At 58.9% G+C, this 15,352-nt stretch carries 12 protein-coding genes; 9 read left to right on the forward strand and 3 right to left on the reverse strand.

Annotated elements, in window-relative coordinates; genetic code table 11:
* Positions 1-320: 320 nt before the first annotated feature.
* The 3 genes from PYR65_RS21760 (at position 321) to PYR65_RS21770 (ending at position 3,655) form a co-directional block, all read left to right on the forward strand.
* Positions 321-1,265 (forward strand): helix-turn-helix domain-containing protein, encoded by a 945-nt coding sequence (locus tag PYR65_RS21760; RefSeq protein WP_276121544.1) that lies wholly within the window; start codon positions 321-323, stop codon positions 1,263-1,265.
* A 138-nt stretch (positions 1,266-1,403) separates the two neighbouring features.
* Complete coding sequence (locus PYR65_RS21765) at positions 1,404-1,676, forward strand: hypothetical protein (RefSeq protein WP_276121545.1); 273 nt, start codon at positions 1,404-1,406, stop codon at positions 1,674-1,676.
* Positions 1,677-1,726: 50 nt separating this feature from the next.
* Positions 1,727-3,655, forward strand: coding sequence for a methyl-accepting chemotaxis protein (locus tag PYR65_RS21770; RefSeq protein WP_276121546.1), 1,929 nt, complete (start codon positions 1,727-1,729; stop codon positions 3,653-3,655).
* A 396-nt stretch (positions 3,656-4,051) separates the two neighbouring features.
* Here the strand turns inward: PYR65_RS21770 and PYR65_RS21775 are convergent, their stop codons facing one another.
* The 3 genes from PYR65_RS21775 to PYR65_RS21785 form a co-directional block, all read right to left on the reverse strand.
* Entirely contained in the window at positions 4,052-4,252 is a 201-nt protein-coding gene (locus PYR65_RS21775) for a hypothetical protein (protein ID WP_276121547.1), read from the reverse strand.
* Positions 4,253-4,564: 312 nt separating this feature from the next.
* Positions 4,565-7,711 (reverse strand): efflux RND transporter permease subunit, encoded by a 3,147-nt coding sequence (locus tag PYR65_RS21780; protein ID WP_276121549.1) that lies wholly within the window; start codon positions 7,709-7,711, stop codon positions 4,565-4,567.
* A 9-nt stretch (positions 7,712-7,720) separates the two neighbouring features.
* Complete coding sequence (locus PYR65_RS21785) at positions 7,721-8,971, reverse strand: efflux RND transporter periplasmic adaptor subunit (protein WP_060637565.1); 1,251 nt, start codon at positions 8,969-8,971, stop codon at positions 7,721-7,723.
* Positions 8,972-9,244: 273 nt separating this feature from the next.
* On the opposite strand from PYR65_RS21785, the gene PYR65_RS21790 reads away from it, so the two are divergent.
* The 6 genes from PYR65_RS21790 to PYR65_RS21815 all read left to right on the forward strand — a co-directional run bounded on the left by PYR65_RS21790 (position 9,245) and on the right by PYR65_RS21815 (position 15,349).
* A complete protein-coding gene (locus tag PYR65_RS21790; RefSeq protein ID WP_060637566.1) occupies positions 9,245-9,967 on the forward strand; it encodes a response regulator in 723 nt (240 codons plus the stop codon).
* Between the two features lie 41 nt (positions 9,968-10,008).
* Entirely contained in the window at positions 10,009-11,370 is a 1,362-nt protein-coding gene (locus PYR65_RS21795) for a HAMP domain-containing sensor histidine kinase (RefSeq protein WP_276121550.1), read from the forward strand.
* A gap of 162 nt (positions 11,371-11,532) precedes the next feature.
* Positions 11,533-12,495 carry a DUF1403 family protein gene (locus tag PYR65_RS21800; protein WP_276121551.1) on the forward strand — a complete coding sequence of 321 codons (963 nt, stop codon included), beginning with the start codon at positions 11,533-11,535 and terminating at the stop codon, positions 12,493-12,495.
* Between the two features lie 2 nt (positions 12,496-12,497).
* Positions 12,498-13,196, forward strand: coding sequence for an SMC-Scp complex subunit ScpB (scpB, locus tag PYR65_RS21805; RefSeq protein WP_276121553.1), 699 nt, complete (start codon positions 12,498-12,500; stop codon positions 13,194-13,196).
* A 133-nt stretch (positions 13,197-13,329) separates the two neighbouring features.
* Entirely contained in the window at positions 13,330-13,896 is a 567-nt protein-coding gene (locus PYR65_RS21810; protein ID WP_276121828.1) for a DUF922 domain-containing Zn-dependent protease, read from the forward strand.
* Between the two features lie 295 nt (positions 13,897-14,191).
* A complete protein-coding gene (locus PYR65_RS21815) occupies positions 14,192-15,349 on the forward strand; it encodes a Gfo/Idh/MocA family protein (RefSeq protein ID WP_276121554.1) in 1,158 nt (385 codons plus the stop codon).
* Positions 15,350-15,352: the final 3 nt, after the last annotated feature.

The raw sequence follows: 15,352 nt of genomic DNA on the forward strand, positions 1-15,352 counted from the left end.
AGACTCTCTCTCGCGTGTTTGGCAGGCCCTCCCCGATATCAAACAGGAATTTTGCGGACTGACATTAATGTATAATGTGCTAAAACACAATCGGACGTAGACTGGAATACAGATCATCGCGCCGGACGGGGAGGCACGGTGCAAATTTCGGTGTGGACTTGCGCTGGCGCGAAACCAGCTCGGCGGCCGCCGCGCGCCGGTTCATACATCTGGCTTGCAACCCACATGCCGTGACCGATGGCGGCCTTGCCGGAATTGGTTGCAGATGTGTATAGCGCAAACCCGCCGATTGGGAATCAACGGAGTTCTGTAGCAAGACCATGAGTATTTCTGACAAAGCCGGTGCTTTGAACATCGACGCGATCGATTTGCCGAAATGGTTTATTGACGACGCAAAGGCGGTGTACCGGCATGACAATTTTCAGGCTGCGCTGCGGCTCTTCGCGCAGTTGTCGATCGAGATTTTTCACCGCAATTTCATGCTTGTCAGGGTTGTCAGCGAGGAAACCCGCTACATGATCGGCGCGGCGCTGCTGGCCCTGTGTCTGAACAGGGATGCCTCCGATCCGAGCTCGGGCGCCACACTGTCGAAATTGCGGCTGTTTTCGGCACAGAATAATCTCTCCGGCCCGAACCGGGTCTCCGCTCTCGTGGCCCTTATGGTGCATTCCGGCTATCTCCGCCAAGACAGTGTGAGCTTTGACCGGCGGGTGAAACGGCTGGAATTGACGGAGCGGGGACTGTCCCTTGCCCACTCCTTCACGGTTGCAATGCTGCGGCCACTGCAGCTCTTGTCCGAGAAACACAAGTACGAAGATGTGCTGCATTCAAACCCGCGTTTTATCGGAAATTTCTACGCAGAAATCCTGCGGCTTTACGCTGAAGGTGGGCGGTTTGCCCCGAAAATTCCGGTTTACAGCCTTTTTGTTGATCAGAATGGCGGACGGGAAATCCTGTTCATCTTGTGGCTTGCGCTGATAGACGCGGAGGCCACAGGGCAGCGAACGGTCTCGTGCTCCTACGGCGAGATTGCCCGCTCGCTCGGCGTTTCCCGCGGGCATGTGAGGCGGCTGATCGAAAGCAGCGAAAAAAACGGCCTCCTGATCATTCAGGCGGCCGGTGGACGGTCCGTCGAGTTGCTGCCGAAATTTGTCGACCTGGTGGAAACCATGGCGGCGCTCGAATTCGCGCTTGTTTTGCGCGCTGCCGATGCAGCTGCGGCCGCTGTTCCCGTCGATGAGCTGCCGGGTCCAATGGCACCGTAAATCTTCGGTTAGTAATTCCAAATTCCTGGTTTTTCCGGGCCGTTTTTCAAGCGGTCAAAGGCACGTGTGATTGCACTGTGACGGGCCGAGCATTGCTGCGGATAGCAGCTGTGCGTTTTCATTTTCCAGGCATCCGGGATGCGTTTACCGGACCCGATCGCGGCCGGGGACGCTGCCGCCGATTCGCAAGGCCGCAATACCCCTCTCCTTACCCGGCTAAACCGTTCGTTGCTGCTTACGCTGTGTCTTCAACCTCAGCATGCTGCCTTTTTGGATGCGACCCAATTTGATCGGATGGGGTCGAATATTGCCATGCGCTGGGGCGTGCGTGTGATGGGCGAATTAAGCAGTTTGGCCGGTATAGCCGCTTCAGGCGGGATGTATTCGCTCTTCATTGCCTTGGACGAATGATTTGGACTGGTGGGCAATTTGTTGGAACTTCAGATTTCAAGGAATGCGCCATGAGACGTCCCAGAATTAAGACTGCGTTGATATCGAGCCTGTGCCTGCTTGCCGCCATCGTTGCCGCTTTTGCGGTCTATTCGCTGGCTGGGCTGCAGACGATCAACAACAATATCGAGGAAATGGCCGAGAACTGGCTGCCCAGCGTGCAATATTCCGAAGCGATGGATGCAGCCCTTGCCAATGTCCAGATCAGCTACAAGAACCACATCCTCTCGATCGATGCGACCCGCCAGGGCGAGGCCGAACAGGCGATCCTGACCGAGCGCAAGAATTTCGAAGCGCAGGCCGCGCGTTACGAAACCTTCATTTCGGAAGATGCGGAAAGAGTGTTGCTCAGCGATGTGCGCGGCAAATTCGATGACTATGTGAAAGCCGGAGAGAACCTTCTGGTTCTATCGCGCGCCAACCGCAACGAGGAAGCGCAGGCCTTCATGTATGGATCGATGGAGCCGGTCTCCGAACAGATCGCCTCGGGCATCGAAAAGATCGTTGACCTGAATGTTGCCGGCTCCAAGACATCCCACGATCAGGCCCAGGAGATTTTCAGCCGGATCTTTGCCATATCGTCGATCGCGGTGGCGCTGTGCCTGATCATGATTGTCAGTGTCATCTGGTTTGCGTTTTCCGGTGTTGCCCGGCCGATCGAAACCATCACTGCTTCGATGAAGAAGCTCGCCGGTGGCGATGCGGCGACGCCAATCCCCTTTGCCGGCCGGGCCGACGAGATCGGCGAGATGGCGGCAGCCGTCGAAGTGTTCCGGATCAATGCCCTGGCCAACCGGCGGCTGGAGGAGGAAGCGCAGGAAAGCCGCAACCTGACCGAGGAAGACCGCAAGCGCAAGGCGGAAACCGACCGGATCCGGTCTGAAGAAATGGCGCAGGCGACCTCCGGTCTGGCCAGCGGCCTCAAATATCTGGCAGGCGGCGATCTGTCGTTCAAGCTCGAAGAGCGCTTTGCACCGGATTATGAAAGCCTGCGTTCCGACTTCAACGCCGCCGTCATCCAGCTGGCGGACACGCTGCAGGCGGTTGCGCTTTCCACCGGGCATATCGACGGCGGTACCCGGGAAATCAGCCAGAGTGCCGAGGATCTTGCCAAGCGCACCGAGCAGCAGGCCGCATCGCTCGAGGAAACCGCCGCAGCGCTCGACCAGATCACCACCAATGTGACGCATTCGTTTGGCCGCGTCGATGAGGCCCGCAATGTCGCTGTTCAAGCCAACAAGAGCGCCAAGCATTCCGGTCAGATCGTCACGGATGCGATCGAGGCCATGCACAAGATCGAGCAATCGTCGCGCCAGGTCACCAACATTATCAGCGTGATCGACGAGATCGCGTTCCAGACGAACCTGCTCGCCTTGAATGCCGGCGTCGAAGCGGCGCGTGCCGGTGAGGCCGGCAAGGGATTTGCCGTCGTCGCCCAGGAGGTGCGCGAACTGGCGCAGCGGTCCGCGCAGGCCGCCAAGGAGATCAAGGGCCTGATTTCCAGCTCATCGGTGGAAGTCGAAAGCGGCGTCCGGCTGGTCAGCGAGACCGGACAATCGCTCAAGACCATCGAGGACTACATCGTCGTCATCAACGGCCATATGGATGCAATCGCGACCTCCGCCAAGGAACAATCGATCGGCCTGGCCGAGGTCAACACGGCGGTCAACCAGATGGACCAGGTGACCCAGCAGAATGCGGCCATGGTGGAGGAAAGCAACGCGGCCAGCGCCACGCTTGCCAGCGAAGCCGGACGTCTGCGCGAGCTGATCGGCCAGTTCCAGCTCGGCGGCCAGGCAGCGAAGAGACCGGCCGCCATGCTCGCCGACAACACAAGGCACGCAGCCGTTGCCCCCACCCCCTACAAGCTCACCAGCCGCATCGCCAAAGCCTTTAACGGCAACGCGGCGCTGAAGGAAAACCAGTGGGAGGAGTTTTGAGGCAGGGATCAGGCCCCGGGCTCGGACGGGTAAGCCGGGGCGAAAATAGCTGCGGGGCCTGGGCATTAGCAGGCCCTGCGCAAACCGAGGCTGATGTCTGCGCTGCACGGCAAGTGAGCGCGCAGACATCGCAATTGAACAGGGGAGGTGGCCGCGTGAATGCGGCCTTCTCCTTTACCGGGTCAAAGGCTGAAGGCCAAGCCTGTCCGGTGGATCGCACACGATCGTCTCTGCGCCATGCCGACGAGAATGTAGCGGAGTTTCTGGCAAAAGCGGTCACAAGTCTCTGCCCTCCTCAGGTTTGATCGGAGGACATCCGGTAATCCGGCGCCTATCCGGCCACACGTCTCATTCAGACTTAAACTGCCCGGCTAAGAGCGCCAAACGGACGACCGATCATAGCGCCGTCGTCTCAAGGACGATCTGGACCTTGCCGTCGCCAAGACCATCGAGCCAAACGGCAACCGCTGTAGGCGCATCGCCGATCTGGGCATGGCGACTGAGGGCGCTTTCGAATGAATCCAAAGGCGCTTTGGCGATATTGCATCCGATGGCATCGCGGCGTGCCTCTTCCTGTGATGCGAGGTTGGCTGCCACCGCCTCCGTCGATTATTCAGGTTTGGGGCTTCAAAAGCGGCCGAAGGATCAGAGCCAGCAAGCGGTCGCCAACGACCGGACTGCGGGCCGTCTTCCGCACATCCCCTTAGGCACGGTTCAGACATACAAGTTCCCTGCGAGCACCGGGACCAGGCATTTTGGCTTCTCGCTTATGTCGTTGGCTGACTGCAAAACACCTGGAAAAATGACGTTATACGCAAACAGACGATGGCCGCATCGCTGCGGCCATCGTCTTTGTCAAAAAGCCATCCCCTTTCACCGAAGGGAGAGGGGATGACCGCTATGGTGCCGTCATTCCGCCGGCGCTGCTACGCCCGAATGGTCGGGAGATGCTGCTTGCTTCTGGCGTCCCTTGAAAATCCACCGGGTTGCGAAGAACAGAACGGGGATCAACAGGATGCCGAGGAAGGTGGCGGAAATCATACCGCCCATCACGCCGATACCGATCGAGTTCTGGCTGCCTGAGCCGGCTCCGGTCGCGATCGCCAGCGGCAGAACACCGAGGATGAACGCGAAGGAGGTCATCAGGATCGGCCGCAGGCGCTGGCGTGAGGCTTCCAGCGTCGCCTCAAGCAACGGTTTTCCAGCTTGCTGTTGGGCAATTGCAAACTCGACGATCAGGATCGCGTTTTTGGCGGCGAGGCCGATCGTGGTCAAAAGGCCGACTTTGAAATAGACGTCATTGGCCTGCCCAAACAGCGTCGCCGCCGCCAAAGCTCCAAAGATCCCGACAGGCACCACCAGCATGACGGAAAAGGGGATAGACCAGCTTTCGTACAACGCCGCCAAGGCGAGAAAGACGACGAGGACGGAGATGGCGTAGAGCTGGAGGGCCTGGTTGCCCGACAGGCGTTCCTGCGCCGAAAGGCTCGTCCAGTCATGGGTGAATCCCGGCGGGAGTTGCTCCATCATCCGGTCAATTTCGACCATGGCCTGGCCGGAGCTCGCGCCGGCGGCTGCTGCTCCCTGGATTTGGACGGCCGAGGCGCCGTTGTAACGCTCCAGCCGCGGAGAACCATAGGTCCATTTTCCGGTTGCGAAGGCTGAAAATGGCACCATCTCGCCACGATCGTTTCGGACATGCCAGCGGTCGAAATCCTCCGTTTGCATGCGGAAATCCGCGTGCGACTGCACATAGACCCGTTTGACGCGGCCGCGATCGATGAAGTCGTTGACATAATTACCGCCCCAAGCGGTCGAAAGCGTTGAATCGATGTCGCTGAGATTGAGGCCAAGCGCACTTGCGCGGCTGCGGTCGATGAAGATGGAATATTGTGGTGTGTCCTCCAGACCGTTCGGACGTGTTCCGGAGAGAAGATCGCTCTGGCGTGCAAGGCCGAGCAACTCGTTTCGAGCCTCCATCAGCGCCGTGTGACCGGCATTTTGGTTGTCGCGAATGAAGAAGTCGAAACCGGCCGAGTTGCCGAAACCTTGAATGGCGGGAGGATTGAGGGTGACGACATTGGCATCCCGGATCGGTGCCAAAGCGCGCATGGCACGTCTGACGATCGCTTGTGCGCTGGCTTCCGGGCCTACGCGCGCCTCCATATTCTTGAGCTCGACGAAGGCGATCGCAACATTCTGGCCCTGGCCTGTGAAGTTGAAGCCGACAATACCGAACACGCCGGTGACGTAGTCCGCTTCCTGTGTGCGGAAGTGTTCAATCACGGTGTCAAGCACTTTGCGGGTTCGATCGGCCGTTGCCCCCGGTGGAAGCTGGATGCTCGAAAAGATACGGCCTTGATCCTCTTGCGGCAGGAAGCCGGTCGGCAACCGGTCCAACAGCGTGACGGTGCCTGCCAAAAGCGCCACAAACAAAATCAGAGAGAATGCCATGCGCCGGATCAGGACATTCACGCAGCTTTTATAAGCCTGCGTGAAGCGTTCGAAACTCCGGTTGAACCAGCGGAAAAAGGCGTTCTTGTCCGCGTGATGTTTCGGCTTGCGCAACATCGTCGCGCAGAGCGCCGGGGTGAGCACGAGCGCCACCAGAACGGACAGAAGCATTGCGGTGACGATGGTGATCGAGAACTGCCGGTAGATGACCCCGACGGAGCCGGAGAAGAAGGCCATCGGGATGAAGACGGCCGAGAGCACCGTGGTGATGCCGACGAGCGCGCCGCTGATTTCCCCCATCGACTTGATGGTTGCCTCGCGCGGCCCCAATCCCTCCTCTTCCATGACGCGCTCGACATTTTCGACCACGACAATGGCATCGTCAACCAGAAGGCCGATGGCCAGCACCATGCCGAACATGGTCAATGTGTTGATCGAATAGCCGAAGAGCGCCAGCACGCCGAAGGTTCCGAGAAGCACGACGGGAATTGCCAGCGTGGGAATCAACGTCGCGCGTAGATTTTGAAGGAAAAGGAACATGACGATGAACACGAGCACGACGGCTTCGACGAGCGTTTTGAACACCCCTTCGATCGAGAGCTGCACGAAAGGTGCTGTATCGTAGGGGTATTCCACCTGCACATTGGCAGGGAAGCTGCTCAACTGCTGCTCGATGACCGTTTTCACGGCCTTTGCGGTCTCGATCGCGTTTGCATCGGCGGTCAGCCGCAGACCAATGCCGCCGGCGGCGAGGTCGTTATAGATACTGCTTGTTGAATAGCTCTCGGCACCCAGTTCGACAGTTGCGACATCTCTCAGCTGAACGACGGCACCGTCGCTCTCGCTCTTGAGAATGATGGCTTCGAATTGCTCCTTGGTCTGCAAGCTGCTGCCGGCGGTAACGCTGGCGTTCAGCTGTTGTCCCTGTCTTTGCGGCAGGTCCCCCAATTGCCCGGCCGAGACCTGGCTGTTCTGGTCCTCGATCGCGTCAGTGACGTCGCTGACGATCAGCTGATATTTTGCCAGTTTGTCCGGATCGAGCCAGATACGCATGGCATAACGCGAGCCGAACAGCTGCGTGTCGCTGATCCCCGGCACGCGGCGCAGCGCATCGTTAAGCGAATTATCGATGAAATCGGCGAGGTCATTGACCGTCTGCTTTCCGTCCGTCGACATGAAGGACACGATCATGAAGAAGCCAGCGCCGGATTTCGCGACGGTGAGGCCGCTATTTTGTACGGCGTCGGGCAACCGCCCCTGGACGAGCTGCAGACTGTTTTGCACCTGCATCTGCGCCACGTCCGCATCGGCCTCATTGTCGAAGGTCAATGTGATGGACGCCTGGCCTGTCGAGGTCGAGTTGGACGTGATGTAGGAGAGGTTGTCGAGGGCGGTCATGCCCTGTTCGATGATCTTGGTGACCGAGTTTTCGACCGTCTCGGCATCGGCACCGGGGTAGTTCGCCGTGATGCGAATGGTTGTGGGGGCGATCTGCGGATATTGGGAAATCGACAGCGTCGTGATCGACAGGGCGCCTGCGAGCATCACGATAATGGCAAGGACCCAGGCAAAGATTGGGCGATCGATAAAAAAGCGCGACATGTCTTAATCCTAGCGGGCCGTGGCGAGGGAAATGCCGGGTGAAGGGCTGTTGCTGTTTGCCTGAGCGGCGGGTTTGTCGGCGCCTTCCGTAATGGCCACCACAGCACCGGTCCGATCATCGATCCGGACCGCACTCACCTCGACATCCTGACCGGCGCGCGCCCGCTGCGAGCCTTCCACCACGAGGCGATCACCATCTGCGACGCCGCCGCTGACCAGCCAGCTGTTGCCTATACTGCGATCGACGGCAATAACCCGCTCCTCGATCTTGCTCTCCGCATTGACGAATTTGGCGGTTGCCTCGCCCCTTGGGTTTCTCGACACGCCGCGTTGCGGCAGAAGGAAGATTTTTTCGCGTATGCCTTCCTCGACGATGGCTTGGACATACATGCCCGGCATCAGCAATCCATCCGGATTGGGAAAGAGCGCGCGCGTCGAAACAGTGCCGGCCGTCATGGACACGGACGAGCCTGCGAACTGCAGTTTGCCGGGATGCGGGTAGCGCGACCCGTCCTCCAAAAGCAACTCGACGGTCACGGATCCGCCATTCGTGGTGATCCGGTTTTCCGCGACAGCTTTCTTCAAATTTAACAGATTGACGCTGGATTGAACGACATCGACATTGATCGTGGCAAGCTGCCGGATCGTCGCGAGTGCCGTCGCCTGATCTGCAGTGACGAGCGCGCCCGGCGTGACGCTCGACGCGTCGATGCGGCCGTCGATCGGCGCGCGGATCTTGGTATATTCCAGATTGATCCGTGCTGTCTCCAGCGCCGCAGCGGCTGCGGCAACGTCGGCTTGCGCCTGCAGCATGGTGGTCTGCGCCTCGTCCAGGTCCTGTTGGCTGACGGCGTTGCGCGTGGTCAAATTCATATAGCGCTCAAGGCGGGCCGTGGCGCTGGGAATGGCACCATTTGCGCGCTGCAGGGCCGCTTCAGCATTTCGAAAGGCGGCTTCGAACGGGGCCGGATCCAGCTCATAGAGAATGTCACCGGCTTTGACATCACTACCCTCGTCGAAGTTCCGGGTGCGGACGATCCCGCCGACACGCGGTCGCACTTCAGACACCATATGAGCGCTTGTGCGGCCCGGCAATTGTGCGGTCAATGTCACCGTTTGCGGGCGAAGTGTTTGCGCGCTCACCTGTACTTTGGCAGGTGCTGGCCTGGGTGCGGCCGCCTGTTCGTCGCTGCAGCCAGCCAGGCTGGCCGTTATCAAGAGGGCTGCGGCAAAATGGAGGGGCATTCGTCGCGCGATCATTGGAAATCCTCGTTTAAGCAGCGTTGTTCGTTGATACGGACCGGTTTTCTGAATGGCCTGTCCGGGAAAAAGCCCTTAAAAGAGCTCTTGTGCGGCCACGCTAGCCGCCGTTTGTCGCAGAGATGTGCCAGAGACGTTCCAGTCTGTAATATTTTGTTTCCACCGCCCAAATTTGTTGCACCGCAGCAAGCTTGTGACACTTTATTACAATTTTTTGAGTGCCTGCATTTCCGTGCGGCGATATAGTGCGGTTCTCAACCAACGGGCCCGGTAATGAGCAACGAACCTCACATTGTCGTCGTTGACGATCATCGCGACATTCGCGATCTTGTGGGTGCCTATTTGTCCCAGCACGGCTTTCGAGTGAGCGTCGCGGAAAGCGGTGCTGCCTTGCGCAGAATATTGGAACGTGGCGCAGCCGACCTGATCATTCTCGATATCATGATGCCGGGTGAGGACGGCTTGTCGGTCTGCCGGCAGCTTCGAAGCGGCAACCAGCTTCCCATCATTTTTTTGACGGCCATGGCTGACGAGACCGATCGGATCATCGGGCTGGAGCTTGGGGCGGACGACTATCTGGTCAAGCCCTTCAATCCGCGCGAACTGCTCGCCCGCGTCCGGGCGGTTTTGCGCCGGACCGCCACCAACGCACCGGCGCCAAGGGAAGTGGCGAAAAATCAGATCATCGATTTCCATAATTGGCGCCTGCATGTGCGCCGGCGGGAACTTCAGTCCCGTGACGGACTGGGGGTGGCACTGAGTACGGCCGAGTTCCGCCTGCTGAAGGTTTTCCTAGACCATCCTCATTCTGTGCTCACGCGTGACGAATTGCTGGACCTGACGGTCGGGCGCACGGCGGATTCTTTCGATCGCAGTATCGACAACCAAGTCAGCCGGTTGCGCAAGAAAATCGAGCCGGACCCTAAAAACCCGGTCATCATTCAAACCCATTGGGGCGGCGGATACAGCCTCTCCGTGGAGGTGAGCGTGCAATGAAGGTGCCGTTGTGGAGGAGGAGCTTAGCGGGTCAATTCATCGTGTTCATTTTGGGCGCGCTTCTCGTTGGGCAAACGGTCGCCTTCATGATCTCATCGCGGCAGCGCGAAACAGCGATCCGGCAGACGATCGAAAGCGAATTCATAGCCCGCACAGACGCATTATCGAGCATGCTGGCCGAGGTTGCACCGGACATGCGGCAGAATGTTCTCCTGGCGGGTTCGGTGGGCAATTCACGCTTCTGGCTATCGGATCGTGATCCGGCAAATGACGCACGCGCGTGGTACGAAACAGCGCAATCTCATTTGCGCATTCCTATCGAAGACCTGATCCGCTCGCAGGGTCTTGACGGATTCACCATGCCATCCGGCAGCCGGCCAGTGGCGCTGGGCGATCCCGATGTTTCGGATTGGCAACCACTCTTATCCGATCCCGACATTGCAAACGCGCGCTTCCTGCACTTCTCCGGTCAGGAAGGCATGGGCATTGTGCAACCCGTCAATGACGGCACCTGGCTCAATGCGGTCTATTACAAGCCTGCAAAGCCTGGCCTTTGGGGCATGCAATCCCTGCTCTCGATGGGGATCACGGCGATTATTCTGAGCGTTATCGGTGTCTTCGTTGCCCGCCAGATCGCCCGTCCCTTGCGCAGTCTCGCCATTTCGGCAGAAGCGCTGGGCCGCGGCGAGGCCATTCAGCTGTCTCCGCCGCGTGCACCAGAAGATATAAGGCAGCTTTACGAGGCCTTTGACGGCATGCAGATGAGGCTGCGCCGTTTTGTCGATGATCGCACGAAGATGCTGGCAGCGATCGGCCATGATCTGCGCACGCCGCTCACCACCCTTCGCCTTCGGGCCGAATTCGTCAGCGATCCGGAATTGCAGGGCAAGATCCTTGCGACTGTCGATGAGATGCAGGCCATGACGGAGGCAACGCTGTCCTTTGCGAAAAGCGAAGCGACAGCTGAGGAAACGCGCAAGATCGATATTGCCGCGCTTTTGGGCAGTCTTTGCGATGATCTCGCCGAACTCGGTCATGACGTCACGTTCCAGGAAAGCGAACGCATCAGCTATCGCTGCCGTCCGGATAATCTCAAGCGCGCACTTCGAAACCTGATCGAAAACGCGCTGAGATATGCCGGCAAGGCCTCGCTGAAGGTCAGCAGGCTGCCAGACTCGATAGAGATCCTCGTCGAGGACGATGGGCCAGGTATTCCTGAGGATCAGTTCGAGCAGGTTTTCATGCCGTTTTACCGGTTGGAGACATCGAGAAACCGGGAAACCGGAGGCGTCGGCCTTGGCCTATCGATCGCCAGAGCGATCGTGCGCCACCATGGCGGAGATATCGTGCTGTCGCCCAACGATCCTGGCTTGCGGGCTGTCGTCGTCTTGCCGGTGGGGTAGGGTCAATAGGCAGCCTGGCTGGAGATGGCTTGCCGGCCTTGTCCGATCTAATGGCTATGATCTCAGCCCGGTCTGAAACCTGATGTTCCAGTTTTCAAAACATGCTGTGCGGTTTCAATATTCGTTCTAGTGACAACCGCCCTTATCTCCTATGCTTTTCGCATGGATTCGAAATTAGCGTCAAAGCCTGTCCCGCCGATTGCTACGCCCGTCATTCCCGGCTGGGTCAAGCCTTCCGGCGAAATGAGCGATGCCGATGTCGTGTTTCTGTCCGGGGCAGCACTGAGTAGCTTGGATCAGCTGGTGCGGTCGGAGCCTGTCTGGTCCGGCGTCTGGCGCCAGCGTCTTGCGCTGAAATGTGCGGCCGCTGCCGTGCGGCTCAGCGGGAGAACGGAAGACGACGCGGCGCTGCGCGATGCCGTGCTGTTGCGTGCACCAGGGGGCGATGCGGGACCGGCCGGCAATATCTTCTTGGCCTATAGAAAACTATCGGTGTCTAGTACACAAGAAGACGGACTGCTTGACGAAAAAACGCTGCGCGATCTCGCGGATCTCTTCGCGATGAAGTGGGACGATACGCTGGCGCAGTTTTCCGGTCTTGCGCATGATCTGGGCCAGAATGCGCAGGCGGCACCGTTTGCCGTTGCCGGGCTGGTCACGACCGTGTGCCGTCTTCGGCCGGATGCAGAAATCCTGGCCTGGTGGCTGGCGGATCTGGTTATGGCGAAAAAGCTCAATTGGCAAAGGCCCGTTCCCCTGTTGATGGCGCAACGATACGACGCAGCCTTCCGGATGACGGCGGGAAGAGGGCGCATCAAACCCGATGACGAGGCGTTTCCCCGGTCGGTTTGTCTCGCTCTGATCCAGGGCGTCCGGGAGGCCTTGCGCCAGGCGGTTGAAACCGAACGCCGTGCCGCGCAGTTTTTGGCCGTCGCGCCCAAGGTGCGGACCAAGGGCGCGCAAACGGTCTTCCGGCAATTGCTGGCTGAGGATGCGCTGTCGGCTTCTGCGGCCAACGGCAATCTGTCCCGCTGGGCGAGCCGCCGGTTGTTCGAGCGCTTGGAAACGCTGGGCGGCGTGCGCGAACTGTCGGGACGCTCCACCTTCCGGATTTACGGCTTGTGACCATGTCCGGATCCGATATTGCCAGCAGCGGCGGACGCAGAAAGAAGGGCGCAGGGCAGGACGCGGTGCTGTTTGATCGCGACCTGTCTTCCCTGCCGCCGGCGTTACGCTGGCGGGAGTGGATGAACCGCATCGAGGCAGTGATTTTCGCCTCCGCCACGCCCGTTGATCGCGCCACGCTTGCCCGTGTCGTCGGTCCGGAATGCAATATCGACCTGATCATCGATGACATTCGCGAGGAGTTGCGCGGGCGGCCTTACGATCTGGTCGCCGTCGCGGGCGGTTGGCACCATAGGACGAGATCCGCCTATGCAACGGCGATCCGGGCCTCTGGCGCGGCCACTCAACCGATGGCAGGGTTCAACCAGCAGGAAGCCATGATCCTGATTGCGATAGGCTATTACCAGCCGGTGACGCGCAGCGAGTTATCGACGATGTTCGGCAAGGAAGTCAGCCGCGACACGATCGCCGGCCTGCGCCAGGCAAAACTGATTACGTCCGGCCCCCGCAGCCCGACGCCCGGCGCGCCTTATACCTATGTCACGACCCCGTCCTTCTTGTCCGCTTTCGGCTTCGATACGCTGCGTGATCTACCAGACATTGAAATGTTGGAGGATAGCGGCCTGCTCAACCGCAAGAAAGTCGCCGATGACCTCGATATGATGGCGACGCGGCTGGACGAAGACGATGCGGATGATTGACGCTCAGCTCTTTGCCTCGGGTGCAGGTTCACAATCAGCGGCGGCAATCTCAAGGGCCGGATCGTAAGCAGGGATAACAATGAAGCGCAAATTTGAAAGCACCATAAAGCCGATCCTGTTCCTGAGCTTGTTGATGGGCGGCGTTGTCCTGTTGCCAGATATGGGAAAAGCGGAATGGCAGGCGATCGAAAATGTGCAGGCCTATCCGGTCACTGGTAAGACCGGCGCCGAACTCTATGCCTCGATTGGCAAACGTGGCCCGAAAGCGGGTATCGGCCGTGCCATCGCCTTTACCAATTTCAAGCTGACCTGGACCCGGAAATACGAACCGCAGGGCAATGCCTGTGTTCTGACCGTCGCACGGCCAGAGCTCATCATAACCTATAGGCTGCCAAAGCCTGCCGAGCGCCTGCCGGCACCTGTCCAAAAAAGCTGGGACACGTTCATCTCGGGCGTACGCCAGCACGAACGCGTGCACGGCGATCTCATCAAGGATATGGTGAAGAAGATCGAGGCGGTCTCTGTTGGCCTGACGGCCCCTGATGATCCCCAATGCCAGAAAATCCGTGCGGACCTCACCGCACGGCTCGGCGAACTGTCCCGCGCCCAGAGGCAGCAGAGCCGGGATTTCGACCGGGCCGAGCTCAGCAATGGTGGCAATGTTCACCAGCTCGTCCTGGCGCTAGTCAACGGACAATAGAGGCTGCCGAAGAGCGGGCCGGTCATTCTCCACACGCTGTCACTGTAAGCATTCTGACATGACAGAGGTAAATCTCGCCGCAGGTGCTCTCCGGCGCGGGCTCAAACGTGCCTTCAACTCAAGGATACAGCGGCTGCGGTTGGGTCCGATCTCTCTGTGAAGACATGCCGAACATCAGACTTCATGAAAATGAATTTCATAAAAATGGTAATTTTGCTGATTCCGGTTGACGGGTTTGAAAATCTGCCTCAGTCTAAGAAAATAAATTACGACAATAAACGGGGAATACCGGAATATGAAAGTGGGCATTATCGGGCTCGGATTCCGTCTGGGCTATCTGGGTTATGTTTTCAAAGCCATGGATGAGAGCTTCGAGATCGCCGGTTATGTCGATCCGAACCCTGCCGGTTTGCCTGGCCTTATTGAAAAAGGCATTTCTGCCGGCACGGCTTACGCGACCCCCGAAGAGCTGATTGCCAATGAGAAACTTGATCTCCTGATGATCGGCTCGCCCAATCACCTGCATCTCGATCATATCCGTACCGGCCTTGAATCCGGCCTGAAGGTCTTTAGTGAGAAGCCGATTGTCACCACGGTTGAGGAAAGCATCGAACTTGCCCGCCTGATGGCAAAATACGGTCATGAACGGCTGATGGTCGGCCTCGTGCTGCGCTATGCACCGATGTACCGGGACCTGCGTGCAGCGCAGGCGGCGGGAACGCTTGGGCATATTGTTTCGATCGAGGCGTCCGAGCATATCGAGCCCTATCACGGCGCCTTCTTCATGCGCGACTGGCGCCGCTACGAACGCTATTCCGGCAGTTTCATGCTGGAAAAATGCTGCCACGACCTTGATCTCTACAATGGCATTATCGGCGCGCGGCCCGAGCGGGTGGCAAGCTTCGGCGGCCGCAAGAGCTTCATTCCCGAAAACGATCCGGCCCGCGAGGGGATCAACGATCTCGAGCTCTTTCATCGCAAGCCGAGCGGCTGGATGGGCTCCGACAAGGTGTTCGACAGCGATGGCGATATCATCGATTACCAAGTGGCAATTGTCGAATATGCCAATGGCGTCGGCATGAATTTCCATACCAATTTGAATGTCCCCGACCAGTTCCGCCGTTTTTGCATCATGGGGTCGCGTGGCATGGCCGAAGGGGATTTCATCCGTGGTTATTTCGATGTCCACGAGATGCTGACCGGGCAAAAAGTCGTCGAAAACAAATATGCGGCAACAGCGCTGTCACAGCATTACGGCGCTGACGAACAGATGGCCACCGACATTATCGGCCATGTCCGCGATGGGCGGGCGCTGCCAGTCTCCACGATCGATGCACTGGAGGCGGGAATCCTGGCGCTGTCCATGGACGAGGCGCGCCGCAAGCGCACCGTCGTCGATCTGCGACCGGTCTGGGACCGCTTTGACGAGGCGCTCCACGCGCGTGCGGCATAGGGA

It is taken from the genome of Pararhizobium qamdonense, assembly GCF_029277445.1.
GTDB classification, from domain to species: domain Bacteria; phylum Pseudomonadota; class Alphaproteobacteria; order Rhizobiales; family Rhizobiaceae; genus Pararhizobium; species Pararhizobium qamdonense.

Coding starts and splice junctions, on each gene's coding strand:
- PYR65_RS21785 (WP_060637565.1), bottom strand. CDS start 8,971: ATGATCGCGCGACGAATGCCCCTCCATTTTGCCGCAGCCCTCTTGATA.
- PYR65_RS21765 (WP_276121545.1), top strand. CDS start 1,404: ATGCGTTTACCGGACCCGATCGCGGCCGGGGACGCTGCCGCCGATTCG.
- scpB (WP_276121553.1), top strand. CDS start 12,498: ATGTCCGGATCCGATATTGCCAGCAGCGGCGGACGCAGAAAGAAGGGC.
- PYR65_RS21810 (WP_276121828.1), top strand. CDS start 13,330: ATGGGCGGCGTTGTCCTGTTGCCAGATATGGGAAAAGCGGAATGGCAG.
- PYR65_RS21815 (WP_276121554.1), top strand. CDS start 14,192: ATGAAAGTGGGCATTATCGGGCTCGGATTCCGTCTGGGCTATCTGGGT.
- PYR65_RS21800 (WP_276121551.1), top strand. CDS start 11,533: ATGGATTCGAAATTAGCGTCAAAGCCTGTCCCGCCGATTGCTACGCCC.
- PYR65_RS21790 (WP_060637566.1), top strand. CDS start 9,245: ATGAGCAACGAACCTCACATTGTCGTCGTTGACGATCATCGCGACATT.
- PYR65_RS21760 (WP_276121544.1), top strand. CDS start 321: ATGAGTATTTCTGACAAAGCCGGTGCTTTGAACATCGACGCGATCGAT.
- PYR65_RS21770 (WP_276121546.1), top strand. CDS start 1,727: ATGAGACGTCCCAGAATTAAGACTGCGTTGATATCGAGCCTGTGCCTG.
- PYR65_RS21780 (WP_276121549.1), bottom strand. CDS start 7,711: ATGTCGCGCTTTTTTATCGATCGCCCAATCTTTGCCTGGGTCCTTGCC.